The sequence below is a fragment of the Hoylesella marshii DSM 16973 = JCM 13450 genome (assembly GCF_000146675.1).
Classification (GTDB): Bacteria; Bacteroidota; Bacteroidia; order Bacteroidales; family Bacteroidaceae; genus Prevotella; species Prevotella marshii.
This window is the reverse complement of the sequence record NZ_GL397214.1, coordinates 1,393,936-1,412,987: the sequence shown is the minus strand read 5'-3', so window position 1 is coordinate 1,412,987 and position 19,052 is coordinate 1,393,936. Positions and strand designations below refer to the sequence as shown.

Genomic DNA, 19,052 nt, shown 5'->3' with positions numbered 1-19,052 from the left:
GTAATTTCGCAAGTGATGAAGAAGGCAATCGAAATGGACGGCATTCATGCGATGCAATGGGCAAGGGAGATTAGCAAACTGCCGAAAGGTGACTTCACGCTGTGCTTCTTCCCCTATTCGAGGTCGCAAGGCATGGCTGGTGAGAGCATGGTGGTCAAGGAGCACTGCAGGTATCGCACGCAGCTGCCACAGGACAGGTTCTCCGTTGATTCGGAGAACTACTTTCTCTTTGAAGACGGCGATGGTGAGCCAAGGATGTGCTACCGCATACTCATCAGGTATATGGGCTTTCCGCAAGACGGATATAAACTACACAAGATAAATTGGTTATGAACGACAGTATAGAACTTTACGGCAATGCCGGCAACTATATCCTGGACGGTAACGTGTTCTCCTTTCAGATCGGGGAAGGGCAGCAGGTATTTGGTACGCCGGGGCTGCTCGTACCGACGGGCAGACAACTCTATCTGCATGAACACCAGTGGCTCAGTGTCAATGGTTATCAGGTGTGTATGCGTGGAGTGAGCAACGCGCTCTGCGACGAGGTAACGATGGAGATCAAGCAGAACCGCCTGCTGCCACGCTTGTACAGCAAGGAGATAAAGATGCTCTATGGCCATGGCCCCTGTGCGTATGTGCAGACAGTGGAGGGTGGCAAGATAAAGCGAAAATACACCGCGTTACCCGAATGGGACGAATGGTTGAACACGTGGGAGGAGCGGGGCATGGAAGCCACTGCCCAGGAGTTTGCTAAGACCTGCATCAAGAATTTCTATTATTTCGGCGACTTCTTTTGTAAATGGCGGTTTGCCCGTGGCAAGCGGCTGGGTATGATGCCCGTTGCCGGACTGGAGCCGCTGGAGAATAAGCACTGCCGGCTTGCCACCACACGTCAGGATGTAGCCTACGAGCAGATTGGCTATGGAGACTTTCACCACATCGCTGTGGGCAGGTGGACCTACGGGCTGGGCAATTATAAGGTTTATCCGAAGTTCGCCCTGTCTGAGGTGGATAACTACCTCTATGCTGCAGTATCGCACCACAGGGAGAAATCGGTCGATGAGTTCTACGGCGTGAACGAGACCCATCAGGGGGCGCGCCCCTATATTCAGGGCAGCAACAAGACCGCGACTTATATCAACTCTTTCCTGCGCAATTCGCTCGCGGCCAAGATTCACATCATCATTCCCAACGCATGGGTGAGCAGTAAGCGCACCCAGCTCATCAAGCTATGCGAGGAGAATAAACTGCTCAAATCCAAGGATAAAGTCTTGGTTAAATACAACGGCATCGAAATTGGCACGGAATACCGCGAATCGTTGCTCGTGGAGTATATGCGATTGGAACTGCGCAAGATAGGCGACTATCTCAGCGGAGCGGACAATCAGGGCAAGGCCTATTCATCCATCTCGTTCATGGACTCGTCCGGCAACGAGCAGCAGTGGAAAATAGAGACCATCGATCTCAAGTACAAGGAATATATCGAGGCACTCATCTCCTACGACAAGCGCAGCGAAGAAGCGCTGCTCTCAAGCGTCGGATTGGATGCCTCCATCACGGCAGTGAGCAAGGACGGCGTGATCAGCAAGTCAGGATCTGACGCCTACTACAACTACCTTATCTATATCATGTCGCTCACGCCCGAGGACGAGATTTGTGCTGAACCGTTCAACCTCGCCCTGAAGCTCAACTTCCCCGCCCTCTACAGGCAAGGATACCGCATCGGCTTCTATCGCGAGGTACCACAGCGACAGGAAGACATATCCCCCAAGGACAGACTAAACCAGCAACAGTCATGAATATACTGACAGAACTTTTCACCGACTTCTCCACTTTCAGCCGGTATGCACCGGGCGTGGAGACGAATATGGACTTAAACGACCTCCAGTCTTCGGGACTCACAGCCCGGAAGAGAGTAGAGACAGCCATCAGTCCGGCTGTATTTCGAGCCATCTCCAAGGAAGATGGAGACTCGTCTCTCATGGAAGGTTTGCGTGCCGCCATAGCCAACATGACAATGGCCGTGCAACTTATCTTCGACAGCATAAACCGCCGCAAGAACGATGTGAATGTCTACAAATACGAACTCGAAGCCATGCGCCGCTCCTATATGGAGAACTACTGCAATGCTCTGGATACCATCGTGCAGTTACTCATGGATGCGAAAGTGCAGGAAAACGACACCACCTCGCCGGCTGCGCTGTGGCGCAAGACCCGGTATTTTTCCATTCTGAATAGGTGCGAGATAAAGTCCATGCCCGACTTCGACATGATTTATCCCATCGACAGCTCTTATCTGTTCTTCTTCCGTACCGTTCCCCTTCAGAAAGAAACGCTCGACGAAGTCATGTCCGCCTACTTCGCCAAGCTCACCGAGGACAGCACGCAGCGCGTCCGCCCGATGCTCCTGCTTGCCCTCGCCAAGAAAACCATTGCCAAGTCGTTGCGCCGTTTCGACATCCTTGAGTTTCCGCCCACCATCCGTAACCTCTTCGACGAGAGCCACGCCAGCCGTTCGGGCAAGGACGACCACGACTCAGCCCTCTCCCTTGCCGACCGCCTTGACCGTGAGGCGGAAGAACTTCTTGCCAATGCCGACACGCTCCTCTCCACCGACACTGCTGCCGACATCAGCAGCTATTCCGCCTACAACCACCCGGCCGACAAAATCATCATGCTGCCGTGAAAGATATAGAGCTTGTATATAAGGGAGAAATCTACCGCATACCCAACCGATGGGACGGGATGACCGCCCGCCAGTACATCCGCCTCGTGGCCGACTTGCTCCGCATGGCAGCCGGTGGGCTGTCGGCCGGCGAGGTGCGTATCAACTGGCTCTGTGACATCATGAATTGGGACCGTCGCCGCTTCCGCACCGAGGAGCAGATTGCCAACCTCGTGGCCATCTCCGAGCAGCTCACCTTCCTTTTTCAAATCAACTATCCCGACAACAATGCGGTTCTCGACGGTATGGACAACGAGACCTACGAGCTCTGCCGGCGCATCGACCCCTTCCGTCTGCATCTTCCCATAGCCCGTGTGCTGCGCCGGTTGGACTACCAATATGTCGTAGACCTCTGCTTCTGTGCTCAACTCCTCCCTATCATACACGTCAACGGCCAACAATACAGCGCATATACCATCTCCAACGACTTCGGAATACTTACCTCCTCACTCTCTGCTCTCCAATACATCGAAGCACAAGCACTCATCGAGCAAAACAACAAAACACTACCACTGCTCGCAGCCATACTCTACTATCCCGAAGAACCCTACGACTCACGACGCGCACACATACTTGCCAGGACATTCGCCACACTCCCTACCGAAACCCTCACCGCCATATCGTTCAACTTCCAAGCATTCAACAACTATCTCTTCCATAAAACACCCTTCTCGCTACTCACAAAAATCACCCCACAACCACGACACCCCATCACCACCGATGCCGCCGATGCACTCTACGATCTCTCCAAAGATGGGCTGGGCGACGCCGCTCAAATCGAACAGCTCAATATCATCACATACCTCAAAATACTGCGCAAACAAACCATCTCTGCCGTTCGCAACATGAAGGGCTTCGGCTGGGACAAGGCCAAGATAAGTCAAGAGTCCGGACTTCCTATTAACATAATTGACAAAATTCTATAATGATGTATAATAGAAGGATATGGCTAAATAAAGAAGATTCACCTTCAACAGGAAACCTTGTTTGTTTTGATGGTATGACCACCTGGCGCGGTGAAGAAATCAGAAACACATTTTTGCAGGTTTCTGATTGCAGCTGGTCAATCAGGCTACATAAGATAGAAGATGATAGCACCGAAGATTTCATAGATAAATTAAAATTATTGCGAGATGAAGTCGATAACTTTATTTCGTACTTGGAAAAAAATAAATAGTGTATGATTAAACAACAATTCCTCTACTTCGCACAATACCCCGACCGAAATGGTGTCCTCGCCATGTTCACCAACGGAACAAGCGACTTCCCCGGATACAACCAGCTCGTCCAAGAACTCAAACAACTGCCACAACAACCGCGAATCCCCGAAATCGCAAACTATGTCTACGGACAGTCATTCGACGAACTCAAACAGCGCATCGACAAACTCCTCGGCTCATTCCTCTTCGTAGACTATGGCGAGATGGACATGCTCGGCACACAACCCGGCTCCTTCCGTATCTCACAGCGAATCGCTATCACCGTCGCATACAAAATGCCAAACAGAGCCGACACCGCCGAATACATGCTCGCATCCGACAATACACTACAACTCATCGCAAAACTACACGCATGGCTCATCGCAGATGCCAACGCAGGAAATATCGACTGGCTATCAAGAACCGAACTCGATAAAGCCGAAATCATACCATTCGTCGCCACCGAACTCACATCCATCGGATGGACACTCATGCTCTCATGTATCGCACCAGACCCCCTCGATACACACACACTGAGCCGGTCCTTTGCAAAGCAAATCCCATAAACTAACTTCGCAAATAGAAACCAACCACAATAATATAATGAAAAAAATACCCATGATATCCCTCGTCTCACTGCCACTATCCATCATTGCCAACCTCACACAATACCTCTACCAAGATTGGGAATTTGCCAAGTGGATAGCCGTCGCCATCGTCATCGACACCATTCTCAGCGTATGGAAACATCTCTTATATAAAGATGCATCCAGCGAACTCTTCTTCTCCAAATTCTGCAAAAAGATCGTCATCTACATCCTCCTGCTTATCCTTTCCAACGTCCTCTCCAACTTCACCGTACACGGCAGCGTCGTCGGAGCCACACAGTGGATCGGAACATACCTCTGCGTGTTCATGATGGTTAGAGAAACATTCTCCATCGTCGAAAACATACAAGCCATATACCCCATACTGCCCAACTCCTTCGTACGCCGTCTCAAAGACTTCAATGACAAAGGCGAATACATCAAAAAAGACTGATCATGGCAACAGCAGCACAGCGTGATTTTGCACGCAGCATCTATGCAGCAGCCCAGAAGGCTACTGACATCGCCCCCGAGTTTGTCACGGCGCAGGCCATCCTCGAAAGCGGATGGGGCAAGTCGCGCATAGGAAAGTTCAACCTCTTCGGTATCACTCGTGGCAGCAACTGGAAAGGGCATACCGTCCTTATCCTCACCCATGAGTACTTCAACACACCTAACCGCACATTCACCGCACCCGAGAAGGTCGTGTCCATCGCCAAGTGCAAGACCGGCAACAGATGGTATTACACCGTTTACCGACTATTCAAGGACTTCGACTCCCTTGAGGAGTGCCTTCAGGAACATACCCGCCTCCTTCAGAAACCCGGCTTTGCCGACGCATGGCTACACCGTCAAAATGCCGAAGAGTTCGCACACCGCATCTGCGACGCACAAGGAGTACGCTACGCCACATCACCTACATACCTCACACAACTACTCATACTCATACAAACAGTACGAAAAATATGCGTACAAAAATAATCCTCACCGCCGTTTTCATCACACTCCTCGCCGCGCTCTCCTACACTTTCCGTCGGTATGTAGAGATGAAAAACGACCGCGACCGGCTCCGTCAGAACCAATCCATACTCCTACACAACGGTAGGGTAGAGATTACCCGGACTTCCGACGGCCGCAGCCACGCTTCCGCGCCGGCCATCAACCTCCGCGCCGATGAGTTCCGTCAGAGCGCCGACCCTCTGGTGAAAGTCGCACGTCAGGCCGGAATCAAACCCTCCCGTATCTCCACGGCAGCCACGGCAGCCACCGCTACCAGTGTCTACATCGAAACGCAGCTGACAACCGTTCCGTCCGATACATCCACAGTAGCACCGACCTACAGCCAAACACCTCGTCACCTCTCATATACCGACCCATGGACAAGCCTCACAGGCACCATCGCCGACTCGTCGTTTCGTGGCAGTATCTCCACCACCGATACCCTCGACATCATCATCCATCGCATACCCCGTCGCTTCCTTTTCTTCCGCTTCGGCTGCCGCGAAGTGCGCATCGATATCAGCAGTCGCAACCCACACACCCGGCTCACCTACGCAAAATTCTACCAGCTTGTCAGATAGTGTTTCATTTATAATTGTTAGATAGGTTTATTATTTTGTTTTTTACAAAAATCGTTTCGTTTTAAAGAGCCGCTGCAGCGATTGCACCGGCTCTTTTTATCATATCTTTTGCCAAAAGATATATAGTTCTAAATGACTGGTTATAAGTGCAATAATGTTTGTGTGTTCGCAAAGGTAGTGTTATCTTAGCACTACAATTAGAAAACAAAGATAATGCCAGCGAGTGCAATGAAAGTTTACTTTCTGATTGCCGAGTGCAGCTTATCTTATGCAAAGAACATTCAAAAAACGAAGATTATGAACGAGCAAATTCAGAACATTCTCAACGAGAACGGAACAAAGACTTCTAAGATTCAGAAGCTCCTCACCCTTGGACTTACACGCAGACAGGTAGCTGACCTTGTAGCAGGTGGTAATTACGGATTCGTGCAGAACGTCTACAAGCGAATGATGCAGGGAATGACACAGGGTGCAGCGCAGGCAGCGACAACAGTTCTTCCACAACTCGACTACACTTTCAACCGCAACTTCGGTATTGAGATAGAAGCTTACAACTGCACACGTGAACGCCTTGCAAGAGAACTTACAGCAGCAGGCATCAGAGTAGAGGTTGAAGGTTACAATCACACCGACCACACCGACCATTGGAAGTTAGTTACCGACAGCAGCCTTTCAGGCAATAACACCTTCGAACTCGTTAGCCCAATCCTCCACGGAGAGCAAGGACTTGAGGAACTGGAAAAGGTTTGCTGGGTGCTCGACCTCTGCAACGCTAAGATTAACGACTCTTGCGGACTTCACGTTCACATGGACGCTGCAGAGTTCGACCTTCAGACTTGGAAGAACCTTATTATTACTTACAAACGCCTTGAGAAGGTTATCGACCACTTTATGCCTCTAAGCCGTCGCAACAACCGCTTCTGCAAGGGGCTTACCACCATTACAGAGGCAACCATCAACCGAGCTTCTAATATCAGCGACCTTAGAGCAGCTTTCGCCCACAACCGCTACCACAAGGTAAACCTCGAAGCTTACGCACGCCACCGCACGGTAGAGTTTCGCCAGCACGGAGGTTCAACGAACTTCACAAAGATGTCTGCTTGGATTCATTTTCTCGCAAAAATGATTACCTTTGCAAAACAAGGCCAGGTGAATGCAGGAACAACTCTCCAAAATATACCTTTCCTCACCGAAAGCGAAAAACTTTACTTGAAGATAAGAACAAAAAAGTTAGCAGTATGAGAAGAATAAAAATAGAAACAAGAGATGGTCAGCAAAAGCCGACCATCTCTCCAAAAGAACTCGTTGGTGCTATTATCACCGAAGCAAAGCTACAAAGCCGACTTCCTCATAATTTAGTCCCCGAACATCGTCGAGTAGATGCACCAAAATTCAAAATCTACCACATAAAAGGAGACAACCACAAAATTGTAGCCTACAGCCCCGAGGAATTCCTCCGCCAGCTCCATGCAGGCAGTCATTTCGACAGCGAAGGCACAGATATGGAATATATGCAACGCTTCGCTCACCGCTTGCAGGAATTTGAGGGCTACCTTGTTTCCACCGACAGTCCCGGCGCCTTCCTTGCCGACCTAATCGCCCACGGTTTCGTGTCCGTAGAAGTATAAAAATACGATGCTCGTTCTTTGTAGCCGTGGCAGTCTCCGAACTGTTACGGCTTTTAAAATGTTAAAAAATAAACCTTACTACAAATTTTTATAGTAAAAGTTTGGATAATACGATTTTTTGTAGTATCTTTGTAGTGTCAAAAGAAAACAATGAGATATGGAACAAAAAGAAAAATTAATGGAGGTTACACCCGAAGAACGGGAACTCCTCGAAAGAATGAGAAATTACAATCGCTCTTATCCAAATGGCTATCCACAACTCCTATGGGATTTACAGGAACTCTTCGACAAAATGGTCCGACAGCCATACGAATAAAGCTAAAAACCTCTCCCTTATGAGGGAGAGGCACAATAAAAGTAAAACTATAAACACAGCAACAATGGAAACAGTTATGACAACCCCAGTAGTAGTTACCGATATGAAAAGAAAAGTACAAGACATTCTGATGTCAGTTTCATGGCGTGATTTTGCCAATACCTACTTTCAGAAATCCTCATCTTGGTTTTACCACAAAATGGACGGTATTGACGGCAACGGAGGTGCAGGTGGTTTCAACCAACAGGAAGCTGAGCAGATGCGTGGTGCACTTATAGACCTGTCCGACCGCATTCGTCGTGCAGCAGAAAATATTTAGGCGAGGTTCTCATTGACCTTCAAGACAAAAGTCACTCATCGCCTATGGGTGCAAGTTAGCCTCTCGCAGTAGCGAGAGGCTTTTTTCTTTCTGTTATATCATTTTTTTTACAATATCTTTGTATCTTTGTAGTATTATTAACTAAAACCATTTTTATGAAATTATACTTATACCTTTTCATCGTATGTTTTTCTTTGTGTTCCTGTAATAAAGGTAAGACAATGCAACAACTTGCAATAGAAGCCCAAAAGCATCAGTTCGATTCTATCCACGCCCTGATTGAAAAAGAGTATACTATTGAACGAGATTCTTTTTCAAAAGGAATTCCCGAGATAGTTGTCCCTAAAAATAAACCTTCTTCGTTCAATATAGACTACATTTGGGCCTATATGGTCATAAACCAGGGGAAGGCAGAATATTTTAGATTGGTTATTCAGACTTCTCAAGAGAAAAAGATTGATGGAGTAGCAAGATTTACTTTCAATATAGACGACAAGATCTCAGATATTTTTATTCAGTCTTATATGGCTCACGAATCATATAATGGAAACTATTACGAAATACCTTCGGGATACGCAGTTGATTTCCTTAAATCTATTAAAATAGGGAGCAAGGTTAAAATGAAGATATCAAATTGGGAAACTTACACAACAAGGAATGTCACAAGTAAGGAAATTAACAATATAGTGAAAACCTATAAATATTATCGAGAATTGGGAGGTGAACTCGAAGCTCCTGACTTAATAGATGAATAAAAATAATCCCCGAAATCCTTGGCGGTTACAAAAATAGTTTCTATCTTTGTAACCGCTAAATGTCGTGTAGTAATACACAATCAAGGGCGAGAGTAACATCAAGCCCCGAACTTATTAGATTTCGATGGGCTTATTTTTATGCCCATGTTGCAGCTTCTCTGCAATGAAGATATGGCGGATGCCTTCCATGTGAATTAGCCCTTGTTGGTGTAAGACACGATGTTTAGCGACAGGAAGAGCATCCGCTTTTCCTGTCTCCGCACCCGGCGGATCCGGGCAATGCTAAACATCGTGCAAATATGCAACAAACAATTCATTTCGAGCCTTCTGCCCAAGTGCAGCAGCCTATCGACGTACGTGCTACGATACAGCGCAAGTTCAAGTCTCTTAACCTTTGGCTCGACACCAAGAGTGAGTTCTACAGCCGTATCGCCGAGTTCCCTGCAACCCGTCGTTTGGTAATCCGTATCAATCTCGTAGCTTTGTGCATGATCCTTGCTGCGGCAGCAGTAGAACAGCAGCCAGCCATCACCGCCGTCGCTGCCGTCACCGCAGCCGGGATCGTTTACCGTATTAATCAAACTGATAAGAAACAACAAGAAAGAAAAGGAGGCAAAAAATGATTTTCTTTGATTATTTTTTCAAGGCATATTCCACCCCGAAGTACCTTGAACCTGTTACAAAGTGTATGGAGCGTCGTCATCAGGTTCTTATGGCTGACGAACCTACACTGAAGAAGTTTGTTGAGGAACTTCGCCATGAACTGAATTCCATACCGAAGGCAAAAGATCGGTATGCGCTCGAAGCAGGCAGCGGCCATATCTATGTCTGTACCACTCACGGATTCACCGAAGCAGTCCTGCGTCTGCACTATAAGAAGGTGCTTTCTTTGGAAGGTTTCAATCGTGAAAGTTGTGAAGACATCTGTAAGAGTATTAATGAAGTTGCTGAAAAGAAAGGAGGCAAAAAATGAAAACCACTCTCATTCATCTCAACGAGCAAGCCACCGAAACCCTCGAAGCAATGCTCGACCCAGGTTATATCTACGAGCGCACCGAGCGTCTTCAGGCCATTGAGGACTTCCTGCTCGACCAGTGGCGCGATACCCATGCCATCAAGCCCGAGGCAGCCCTAACCTTCCTCGACACCCTGCGCTCCCTGCGTAAGGACTTCGGCACATTTCTCACCTCGGTCGACCCGTCAGGCGAAGCCGACGATCGTCAAACCTTAAATATGTTAGACAATGAGTAAAAAGAAAGAACCACAAGAGCAGCCCATCACCGACATCAGCGTCTATGTGGCTGCCCTGCAAATGACCTATCGCCCGGCGTCAACTCCGGCAGAGGCCACCCACTTCTTCTCCACAGAGGAAGTGGTGCAGGCCATCAAGGAGATAGACTCTTCCGCCAAAGTCAGCCCTATCCAAGTGTTCGAGGCACTCCGGCAGGCCGGCTTCGATTTCTGCAATCGTCCCGCTTCCCACGGACTGTCGTTCAAATGGATGTTCCGTGAACGATAATTTTCTTTTTTGTCAAAGCATCCATTCGTTTGGATGTTTGTTTGTCAGGGCACTTCGTCGGGAGACGAGGTGTCCTTTACAAACAGAATCGAAGTATATAATTTTGCCATTGACAAACAAACAAGGAAATGAATGAAAAGATTTATCATGCACGCCTCGCTTTTCAGCGGTATTGGCGCACCCGAGCTCGCAGCCTTTTGGTTGGGGTGGCAAAATGTCTTTCACTGCGAGATCAGCGAGTTCTGCAACACCATTCTCAATTATTGGTATCCTAATTCAATCGGTTATGAAAACATCAAGCAGGCAGACTTCTCCAAATGGCAAGGAAAAATCGATGTACTCACAGGCGGTTTTCCATGCCAGCCGTTCAGCTCGGCAGGACAGCGACTTGGAGCGAATGATGACCGTTACCTCTGGCCGGAGATGCTACGAGCAATCAGGCAGATACAGCCCTCTTTCGTCATTGGTGAAAATGTTGCTGGCATCCTCTCGATGGTACAGCCCGGCGAGGCGGTTAAGGTGGGATGCACAACCTCTCTATTCGGTGAGGGCGACGACATATACCGAAAAGAGCAACAGTTCGTTGTTGAAACCGTCTGTACAGACCTTGAGCGTGAAGGATACACCATCCAACCGTTTGTTATTCCGGCTTGTTCCGTCGGTGCGCCACACCAACGGGACAGAGTGTGGTTCATCGCCCGAAGGAATGTTCCCACACCTCTTGATGACACCATGCACGATGGAGTTCTGCGAGGATCCTGCATCAATGAGGGCGAGAGCGAAGCGCAACGGCTACAGGAACGGGACGAGATACAACAGCCTTCTGAGTCAGATAGTCTACTCGGACATGCTGCCCACTCCTGTAACGCAGGGGCTGAAAGTATGCGAGAACGGCAAGCAGAAGTTCTGCCCGCAGGAACTGCTACCGACTCCACTGGCTGTGGAGATACAGCACAGCAAGAGAGTGCAGGAGCTCCGCGCGAAGGGGGGACGGACGATGGGAAGCCGGAAGAACGGAGAACAACGCCCGAACGGCCTGCTGGACTACCTCTGTTTCCACGGAATCCTGCCGACCCCGAATGCAGCCGAGGCAACGCACTGGTCGACAAGTTACAACCCGAGCAGCCAGATGGGGTCAGGGCTGACGGCAATGGCACTCAATGGGATGTTGACGACTCCCAGTGCTCAGAACCTCAAGGAGCGAGGCGAGAAGTCCAAGCAGAAAGACTTGCCGGAAATGTTCAGCAAAGCGGACTGGCTGCTTACTCCGGTGGCGAGCGACGGCAAGAGGTCTATGATGACGATGAGCAATCTGAAAGCACACAAGAAGCCGAAAGCGGAACAGAGCAACTTGGCGGAGCAGATTGCCCACAAGGTTGGTGGCGGAACTTCCCAACTGTCACCCCTATTTGTGGAGGAAATGATGGGCTACCCTTTGATGTATCTCGTCTTGCCATTCCTTTCACCCGATGGCGACAGGAATCCATAAAAGCTCTCGGCAATTCTATGGTTCCACAAGTCGTATTTGAACTGTTCCGGGCCATAGAAACTGAAATACTCGAGGAATGACTTGCAATTTTCAACTATAAGCATTATATTTGCATTGGAATTAATATTAGGATTATGGTACTTTTAGAAGCAATTTTTCTTTTGACAACGCTTGCCTTGATGCCGTTTTTCACACATGGCGAGCCGTGGTCTGTAAAGTTGTTCTATATTGGGTTATGTGGCTTTCTCACACCTATAATAGGCATTCCATTATACAGGCATCTCGTTAAATAGGATATTCTCTGTCCTTTCTCCTATAACTGTCTGTTACTATATTTGCAGCATAAAAAGCAAGTATGGTAACAGACAGTCTCATTCGTAAGAAGTTCGTCCATGATGCCCTTCAAAAAGGCATCTCAAAAATCTATGCCATGCAGGAATCCGTAGTCCGTAGCAATTACCAACTACGGACTGGACGGTTGCAGACCTCCCTATCCAAGCATTCTTTCAACAGCCAGATTACCGGCGAATCGCAAACCATCTTTGTCAAGATACTCCCGTATCTCCGCTTTTTGGATATGGCTTACCGACAGCGGAATGACAGGGTCGCCAAATTCAAACGCCGTAACCTCGCACTCTACAACCGTGTTGTCTGGGGTGTCCTCTATCATGAGACATTCCCCCAACTCCGTTACGGGTTTACCGATGAAGTCAGACAAGCCATCCATAACCAACTTGAAAAAGCAGTTAATCCATAATAGTTATGTCAAGCAAACATCTCTCACAAGACGAAATAGAGTATGTTGTCGATGTCAAGACGGCAAAAGCACAACAGGCAATCCACAAGCTGGAGACACAGTCGGCTTCTCTCCGAAATGAGAACAAGCAGCGTCTTCAGCAGATGATAAAACTGGAGGCTTCAGGCAAAAAAGAAACAGAGCAATATAAAAAACTTGCAGCCAGTTACAAGGTTACGGGCAAGCAGATAAAGGAACTTACTTCCCAAATCCAGGAGCAGACAAAGTCCCTTGACACCAATGCGATGACCATGTCGCAACTTAGGAAACAGTCAAAGTCCTTACAAAAGGAACTTGACAATGTGTCACAAGCACTCAATCCCAAGCAATATGCCGACCTTGAAAGTCGCCTTCAGACAGTCAATGCACGGATGGCAGAATTGAAGCAGAATGCCAAGAACTTCAAGGAACTTGCCAGCTCGGACGAATACAACAACTTCTTCTTCGGACAGCTTGCCGTAAAGGGTATAGAGACAGCTGTCGGATGGTTTAAGTCGCTTACCGGAACGTTGTCCGATACCATCTCCAAGAGCGTAGAGTTGGCCGAGTCAGCCGACGGCATCACACATGCTTTCAAGCGACTTGACCGCCCGGAACTTCTTGACGAGCTTCGAAAAGCCACCAAGGGCACGGTGTCCGACATCGAGCTCATGAAGGCTGCCGTAAAGGCCAAAGACTTCCGCATACCACTGGAAGACCTCGGAAAGTACCTTTCCTTCGCCCAGCTCAAAGCACAGCAGACCGGGCAGTCGCTCGACTATATGGTAGACTCCATAGTCACCGGTCTTGGCCGTAAATCCCCACAGATACTCGACAACCTCGGTCTCTCTGCCGCCGAGATAGGAGAGAAGACCAAAGAGACGGGCGACTTTATGAAAGGTGTGGCCAACATTGTCGAAGGGCAGTTGGCCGCAGCCGGCGAGACCTACATCTCAGCGGCCGACCGAGCAGCACAAAGAACCGTCAGACTCCAAAACGCACAAAAACAACTCGGAGACGAACTCCTACCCATCAAAGAAGAGTTCGCCGATGCCTACGGACAAATACAACTCACTATCGTCAACACAACAAAATACCTTATACAACACCGAGACACAATCCTCGAACTCGGAAAAGCCATACTCCTGCTCGTCACAACCTATGCAGCATACGTCGCCGGACAAAAAATCGCATGGGCATGGAGCATGAGGCAACTCGCCGTCGAAAAACTACAGGCAGCAGCCATCGCCGTCAAAAACATGATGCTCGAACTCTCCGTACTACGGCACGCCGTACTCAATAAAACCATCACCACCTCCATCGCACTGCAAAAAGCGTTCAATATCGTGCTCAAACTCAGTCCATGGGGACTCATACTCGGAGCCATCACACTCGTTGTCGGAGCACTTCTACTCTACAACAAAAAACTCAATGCTGCGGCTATGACACAACAAAAACTCAACAACATTCGATACCAAGCACAAAGAAAAGTAGAAGAAGAACGAATCAAAATAGAAGCGCTCACAAAAAAAATACACGACAACACACGCTCACTCGATGAACGGAAAGCGGCCATCGCCGAACTCCAAAAAATCGTACCCGACTACACCGCGAAACTGTCAAAAGAGGGAAAAGTCTACGACGAAAATACACTCGCACTCACCAGATACCTCGACAAACTCAAAGAAAAAGCACTCGCAGAAGCCACACAAGAGGCCGTCAAAGACCTCCAAAAACAAAGAATAGACCTCATCCTCGAACAGACGAAACTCGAAGACCAACTCAAAAAAATGAAAGAAGAACAGGCCGAGTTCTACAAAAAAAACAACGGACGAAGGCAAACTTCCTCCGGACCCGTCGCACCCACAAACATGTATGCGGCCATGGGAAATGCGGCAAACCTCAAAGTGCTCGCCGGTCAACTCGACGACGTCAACAAAAAAATTAAAAACGTCGAAACGACCATCAACAACATTGACGAAGATCTCGCAAAAAAACTCCGCGGCAACGCGGGAACCGACGACAATAAAAAAGGTACCATCGCAGAGGCAATCGAAAACATCACACAAAAAATAGAGGCACTCAAGGCCAAAAGACTCACCATCAAAGTCGGAGACATCTCCGCACTCAAAAAAATAGACCGACAAATCGCAGCACTCGAAAAAAGAAAACAATTCCTCGAAAACACCTTCGAAGACAAAAAAACAACCGAAAAGGCCGGAAAACAAAACAAAACGGCATTTGGCAACAGTCGAAAACAAAAAATCGACAACCTGCAACAAACCTACAACCAAGAACTCAACCTGCTCAAACAACAATTCATCACACGCCAAATCACACAGGAACAATACGATAACAAAGCCCTCACACTGCAAATCGCACACGCAGCAAAGATACTCGCTATAGAGGAGAAATATACGCAGCTGGCAAAAAACATACGGATCAAAGACAAAAACGAAAAAACAGCTTTCGTCATCGCACAGCAAAACAACGAACTGCAAGCACGACAGGCTCTCCGCGAAAAAGAACTCGAAGCACAGCAAAAATTCTATCAAATACTCGACACGCTCAAAGAAAAAGGACTGAACAACGAACAGAGACAACAACTCGAACACGACATCCAACTCGCAACACTCAAAGCCAACTACGAGGCCGCCATCGACTATGCCAGAAAAAGAGGAGAAGACGAAACGGCTATCACCAGAGCGTACGCCCAAGCAAAAGAACAAATAGAAACGGACACCGAGCAAAAAACACAACAACAAAAAGCCTCCATACTCCAAAAATACAACCTGATCAACTTCCAGCAGCAAATCGATAACAGAAAAAAAGAAATAGAAAAAGATTACGCCGACGGGCGCCTCTCCGAACAAGAATACCAACAGGCACTCAGCAACCTCCAACAAGAGGCCGAACAACAACGACTCCAAATCCGACAGCAATACGGCATCGTAGCGCAGCAGGAGATCTATAATGCTGAACTCGAACAACTCAAACAACACCTCGACGCAAAAAAAATATCCGAAACAGAATACGAAGATGCCGTCCGACAACTCAAAATTGCTCATTACAAAGAGACGTTCGACTACTACACCAACCTCACAGCCAAAGCATCCAGTGCACTCCAAGACGCAGAAATGGCCAACCTCGACGCCAAATACGATGCCGAAATCGAAGCGGCCAAAAACGCGGGGAAAGATACCACTGAACTCGAAAAGAAAAAGGCAAACGAAAAACTCAAAATACAAAAAAAATACGCTGATGTCGACTTCGCCATCAAGGCATCACAAATCATTGCAGACACCGCCGTGGCGGTCATGAAGGCACTCAGCTCCCTCGGACCGCTCGCAGGACCCATCGCGGCGGCACTCATGACCGTCACAGGGGCAGCACAACTCGCAACGGCAAACGCCGAACGACAGAAAATCAAAAAACTCACACTCAACGGCGCTGCCAACACAGGCACAGGAGGCACACGAGTGGCCACAGGACTGGAAACGGGGGGAAGCATAGATGTCGAACGAGAGCAGGACGGACGGCGATTCCATGCGGCATACGAACCCGGCAAACGGGGATTCATCAACAGACCCACCGTCATCGTCGGAGAAGGACCCTACGGACAGAGCAGAGAATGGGTCGCTTCCAATGCCGCCATCGAAAACCCTACCGTCGCACCCATCATTGACATCATTGACAGAGCACAACGGGCGGGAAACATCCGCACACTCGATATGAACAAACTGCTGCTACAGCAGACCGCAGGAAGAGCCACTGGAGGAAGCATTTCCAATACGCCTAACTCCATACCCATACAAAATAACGAAACCGGAAATCCATTCATGCAAAGACTCCTCCAAGTGCTCGACAAAATCTCAAGCGAAGGTATACCGGCATCCGTCGCACTCAACGAAATCGAACAAAAACAACAACTGCGAGACAAAGCACGCCGATTCGCAGCAAAATAACATCAAATCATGCGCATCATAAATCTCAACAGCAACGAGGCATACGAACTCAAAACAGATACCAAAATCGAGGTCGAAAGAACAAACCCCTTCTTCAACGACTACGGAGAACAAACAACACCCCTCGAACTGCCGGCATCAGAACACAATCGCAGACTGCTCAACTTTCCCGACGCACTCGCACGACGAACAAAAATGACACCCATAGACGTCGCTATCTCAGACGGGGAGTATTTTGCACAATGTCGGCAAATCGTACATTCAGCACAATACAAAGGGGCGATCGCTACATCGTTCTATATCAACGATGGCTCGTTCTATTCACGCATCCGGAACGTCAAACTCAAAGATGTCTTCGCAGATGAATGCATCCACGTCTCCCACAAAAGCGGAAACACACCCGTACAAGACTGCATCGACTTCTGTCGCACATTGCGTACCAACAACAATCCGCACTACGCCATCTTCCCTGTCTTGCTCACAGATGACTCCGGTACTGAAACCGGACTCAACTTCAAAGTGCTCAATGCCTACGGAAAACAACTCACACTCGAAACAAAAAAAGTCTGGAAATGGGGGAAAGACGGATACGAACAAATCGAAGTACCTGCGCTCACAGCCTTCTATCCTGACTATGAAGACCCTGAGTCCGACTTCTACAACGCTACCCAACGAACGGAATACGTCAACCAAACACCCATCACGCTCGCACCAGGATATTACATCTCGCCCTTCATCAGAGCCAACTACCTCCTGCAGCGCGTCTTCACGTTCTTTGGATACCAACTCCAAGAAAACTTCTTCACACAAACCGAACCGTTCGACAAAATGGTCGTACTCAACAACGTCATCGATACGCTTGCTAACGGGAAAATCAAAATAGCCGACCTTGTGCCGGATATCACATGCGCCGACTTCATCGCTGTCTTCCGGAAAAAATTCTGCTGTGAGTTCACGGCCGACGAAGCACTCAGAACCGCCAATGTCATCTTCCTCAAAGACACACTCAAAACACAGCCCGAAGAAGACCTCACAAAAAATATCGTCGAAGAACCAACCGTCGCATACAAAGCCGAGAAAGACTACAAACGAATCACACTTGCACCCGAAGACAAACTCGATACTGAAATCAACGACGCATTCGACGACCTTGCTAACATGAAAAAAGCGGCACCCGCAGCATATTTCAATCCCGTCGACGGAGCTTTCTACAAAGACGGATTCTCCGGAAATTATACTGTTTATACAAAAATCGGAGAGGCGTCACAAGACTACAACACTGGAGAAGAACTCGAACCTAAAGAAATCAAAATTCCCGAACTCATTCCCGAATTCCGAATACTCAAACACAAAGCTAATGTCGATGGAGCAGAAGTCTCACACGACTTCGGACAGTATCTCTACATCGGAAACTATATCACACACAACTCCAAAATGATGATCGCAGGAGAAGACAAAGAAAATACCACCGACAACGCCGCCAAACAAAAAACAATGCTCGCTTTCTCATACATCTCATTCAATAACCAACCAGAGGGAACCATCTCGCCCTACGACCTCAGATTCCCGATCAGAGGACGAATCTTCGACTACGCACTATACTACCACGGAGAAGAAGGGATCTTCGAGAAATTCTACAGACAATACGACCAACTGCTGAGAAACGCTCTACACGAAACAAAAGTCAAACTCCTGCTCTCGCAAACACAAAAACAAAACCTGCCGGCGACGGCCAAAGTCATCATCAGAGGCGTAGCTTTCCTCTTCGATAAACTCAAATTCACACTCGGCGGAAAAAACGAACCTGTCGAATCATCACTCCGCTCTATCGCACTGATGGAGCCAGTCATCAATGCACCGACCATCAACCAATTACTGTCATTTATGAACACGCAGTACAAATGGGTCGGCCACGAAAAACAAACAGAAGTCTCACGTGAAGAATATGAAAACGCCGGACCCGACAAAGAACGCACCTTCAACGTCATATATCCGCCAACGCCCGCTCCCGAATACGTCGGAATTCCCTACGCCAAACAAACATCCATCACATCACAGAAAACCCGACACGCCACACTCTTCAGACACTCCAAATGGAAATACACAAAGACAGAGGTCTGGCTCGAATGCGTGCCCAAATAAAGCGTCCACCACCCTGCATTGTCCTTTAAAAACATACAGATTATAACTACATT

Annotated in this window: 22 protein-coding genes; all 22 read left to right on the top strand. The window is 48.3% G+C overall.

The window, feature by feature from the left end; genetic code table 11:
* Positions 1-15 precede the first annotated feature (15 nt).
* Positions 16-333 carry a hypothetical protein gene (locus HMPREF0658_RS05915; RefSeq protein WP_024990834.1) on the top strand — a complete coding sequence of 106 codons (318 nt, stop codon included), beginning with the start codon at positions 16-18 and terminating at the stop codon, positions 331-333.
* On the top strand, positions 330-1,799 hold the full coding sequence (locus tag HMPREF0658_RS05910; RefSeq protein WP_006949315.1) for a hypothetical protein: 1,470 nt from the start codon (positions 330-332) through the stop codon (positions 1,797-1,799). The genes HMPREF0658_RS05915 and HMPREF0658_RS05910 overlap by 4 nt, the downstream gene beginning before the upstream one ends.
* On the top strand, positions 1,796-2,686 hold the full coding sequence (locus HMPREF0658_RS05905) for a hypothetical protein (protein ID WP_006949314.1): 891 nt from the start codon (positions 1,796-1,798) through the stop codon (positions 2,684-2,686). The genes HMPREF0658_RS05910 and HMPREF0658_RS05905 overlap by 4 nt, the downstream gene beginning before the upstream one ends.
* Entirely contained in the window at positions 2,683-3,651 is a 969-nt protein-coding gene (locus HMPREF0658_RS05900) for a hypothetical protein (RefSeq protein WP_006949313.1), read from the top strand. Before HMPREF0658_RS05905 ends, HMPREF0658_RS05900 begins: the two co-directional genes overlap by 4 nt.
* Entirely contained in the window at positions 3,651-3,902 is a 252-nt protein-coding gene (locus HMPREF0658_RS05895) for a hypothetical protein (RefSeq protein WP_006949312.1), read from the top strand. Before HMPREF0658_RS05900 ends, HMPREF0658_RS05895 begins: the two co-directional genes overlap by 1 nt.
* Positions 3,903-3,905: 3 nt before the next feature.
* Entirely contained in the window at positions 3,906-4,490 is a 585-nt protein-coding gene (locus tag HMPREF0658_RS05890) for a hypothetical protein (protein ID WP_006949311.1), read from the top strand.
* Between the two features lie 37 nt (positions 4,491-4,527).
* Positions 4,528-4,965: a bacteriophage holin gene (locus HMPREF0658_RS05885; RefSeq protein WP_006949310.1), complete on the top strand. Its 438-nt coding sequence runs from the start codon at positions 4,528-4,530 to the stop codon at positions 4,963-4,965.
* Between the two features lie 2 nt (positions 4,966-4,967).
* Complete coding sequence (locus tag HMPREF0658_RS05880) at positions 4,968-5,492, top strand: glycoside hydrolase family 73 protein (RefSeq protein WP_006949309.1); 525 nt, start codon at positions 4,968-4,970, stop codon at positions 5,490-5,492.
* Complete coding sequence (locus tag HMPREF0658_RS05875) at positions 5,477-6,091, top strand: DUF6549 family protein (RefSeq protein ID WP_006949308.1); 615 nt, start codon at positions 5,477-5,479, stop codon at positions 6,089-6,091. The genes HMPREF0658_RS05880 and HMPREF0658_RS05875 overlap by 16 nt, the downstream gene beginning before the upstream one ends.
* Positions 6,092-6,388: 297 nt before the next feature.
* Positions 6,389-7,333, top strand: a complete 945-nt coding sequence (locus HMPREF0658_RS05870; protein WP_024990835.1) for an amidoligase family protein — start codon at positions 6,389-6,391, stop codon at positions 7,331-7,333.
* Entirely contained in the window at positions 7,330-7,719 is a 390-nt protein-coding gene (locus HMPREF0658_RS11755) for a hypothetical protein (protein WP_006949306.1), read from the top strand. The genes HMPREF0658_RS05870 and HMPREF0658_RS11755 overlap by 4 nt, the downstream gene beginning before the upstream one ends.
* Positions 7,720-7,876: 157 nt before the next feature.
* Positions 7,877-8,035: a hypothetical protein gene (locus tag HMPREF0658_RS11645; protein WP_006949305.1), complete on the top strand. Its 159-nt coding sequence runs from the start codon at positions 7,877-7,879 to the stop codon at positions 8,033-8,035.
* Between the two features lie 64 nt (positions 8,036-8,099).
* Positions 8,100-8,354 carry a DUF5053 domain-containing protein gene (locus HMPREF0658_RS05855; RefSeq protein ID WP_024990836.1) on the top strand — a complete coding sequence of 85 codons (255 nt, stop codon included), beginning with the start codon at positions 8,100-8,102 and terminating at the stop codon, positions 8,352-8,354.
* 221 nt (positions 8,355-8,575) lie between these two features.
* Positions 8,576-9,109 (top strand): hypothetical protein, encoded by a 534-nt coding sequence (locus HMPREF0658_RS05850; RefSeq protein WP_006949303.1) that lies wholly within the window; start codon positions 8,576-8,578, stop codon positions 9,107-9,109.
* Positions 9,110-9,408: 299 nt separating this feature from the next.
* Positions 9,409-9,732 (top strand): hypothetical protein, encoded by a 324-nt coding sequence (locus tag HMPREF0658_RS05845; RefSeq protein ID WP_006949302.1) that lies wholly within the window; start codon positions 9,409-9,411, stop codon positions 9,730-9,732.
* A complete protein-coding gene (locus tag HMPREF0658_RS05840; RefSeq protein WP_006949301.1) occupies positions 9,729-10,082 on the top strand; it encodes a hypothetical protein in 354 nt (117 codons plus the stop codon). The genes HMPREF0658_RS05845 and HMPREF0658_RS05840 overlap by 4 nt, the downstream gene beginning before the upstream one ends.
* The gene (locus HMPREF0658_RS05835) at positions 10,079-10,360 is read left to right on the top strand and encodes a hypothetical protein (RefSeq protein ID WP_006949300.1); all 282 of its coding nucleotides are present in this window, start codon (positions 10,079-10,081) and stop codon (positions 10,358-10,360) included. The genes HMPREF0658_RS05840 and HMPREF0658_RS05835 overlap by 4 nt, the downstream gene beginning before the upstream one ends.
* Positions 10,353-10,628: a hypothetical protein gene (locus HMPREF0658_RS05830; RefSeq protein ID WP_006949299.1), complete on the top strand. Its 276-nt coding sequence runs from the start codon at positions 10,353-10,355 to the stop codon at positions 10,626-10,628. Before HMPREF0658_RS05835 ends, HMPREF0658_RS05830 begins: the two co-directional genes overlap by 8 nt.
* Before the next feature lie 132 nt (positions 10,629-10,760).
* On the top strand, positions 10,761-12,197 hold the full coding sequence (locus HMPREF0658_RS05825; protein ID WP_006949298.1) for a DNA cytosine methyltransferase: 1,437 nt from the start codon (positions 10,761-10,763) through the stop codon (positions 12,195-12,197).
* A 275-nt stretch (positions 12,198-12,472) separates the two neighbouring features.
* Positions 12,473-12,874 carry a hypothetical protein gene (locus HMPREF0658_RS05820; RefSeq protein ID WP_024990837.1) on the top strand — a complete coding sequence of 134 codons (402 nt, stop codon included), beginning with the start codon at positions 12,473-12,475 and terminating at the stop codon, positions 12,872-12,874.
* 5 nt (positions 12,875-12,879) lie between these two features.
* Entirely contained in the window at positions 12,880-16,857 is a 3,978-nt protein-coding gene (locus HMPREF0658_RS11750; protein ID WP_006949296.1) for a hypothetical protein, read from the top strand.
* Positions 16,858-16,866: 9 nt separating this feature from the next.
* Positions 16,867-18,999 carry a hypothetical protein gene (locus tag HMPREF0658_RS05810; protein ID WP_006949295.1) on the top strand — a complete coding sequence of 711 codons (2,133 nt, stop codon included), beginning with the start codon at positions 16,867-16,869 and terminating at the stop codon, positions 18,997-18,999.
* Positions 19,000-19,052: the final 53 nt, after the last annotated feature.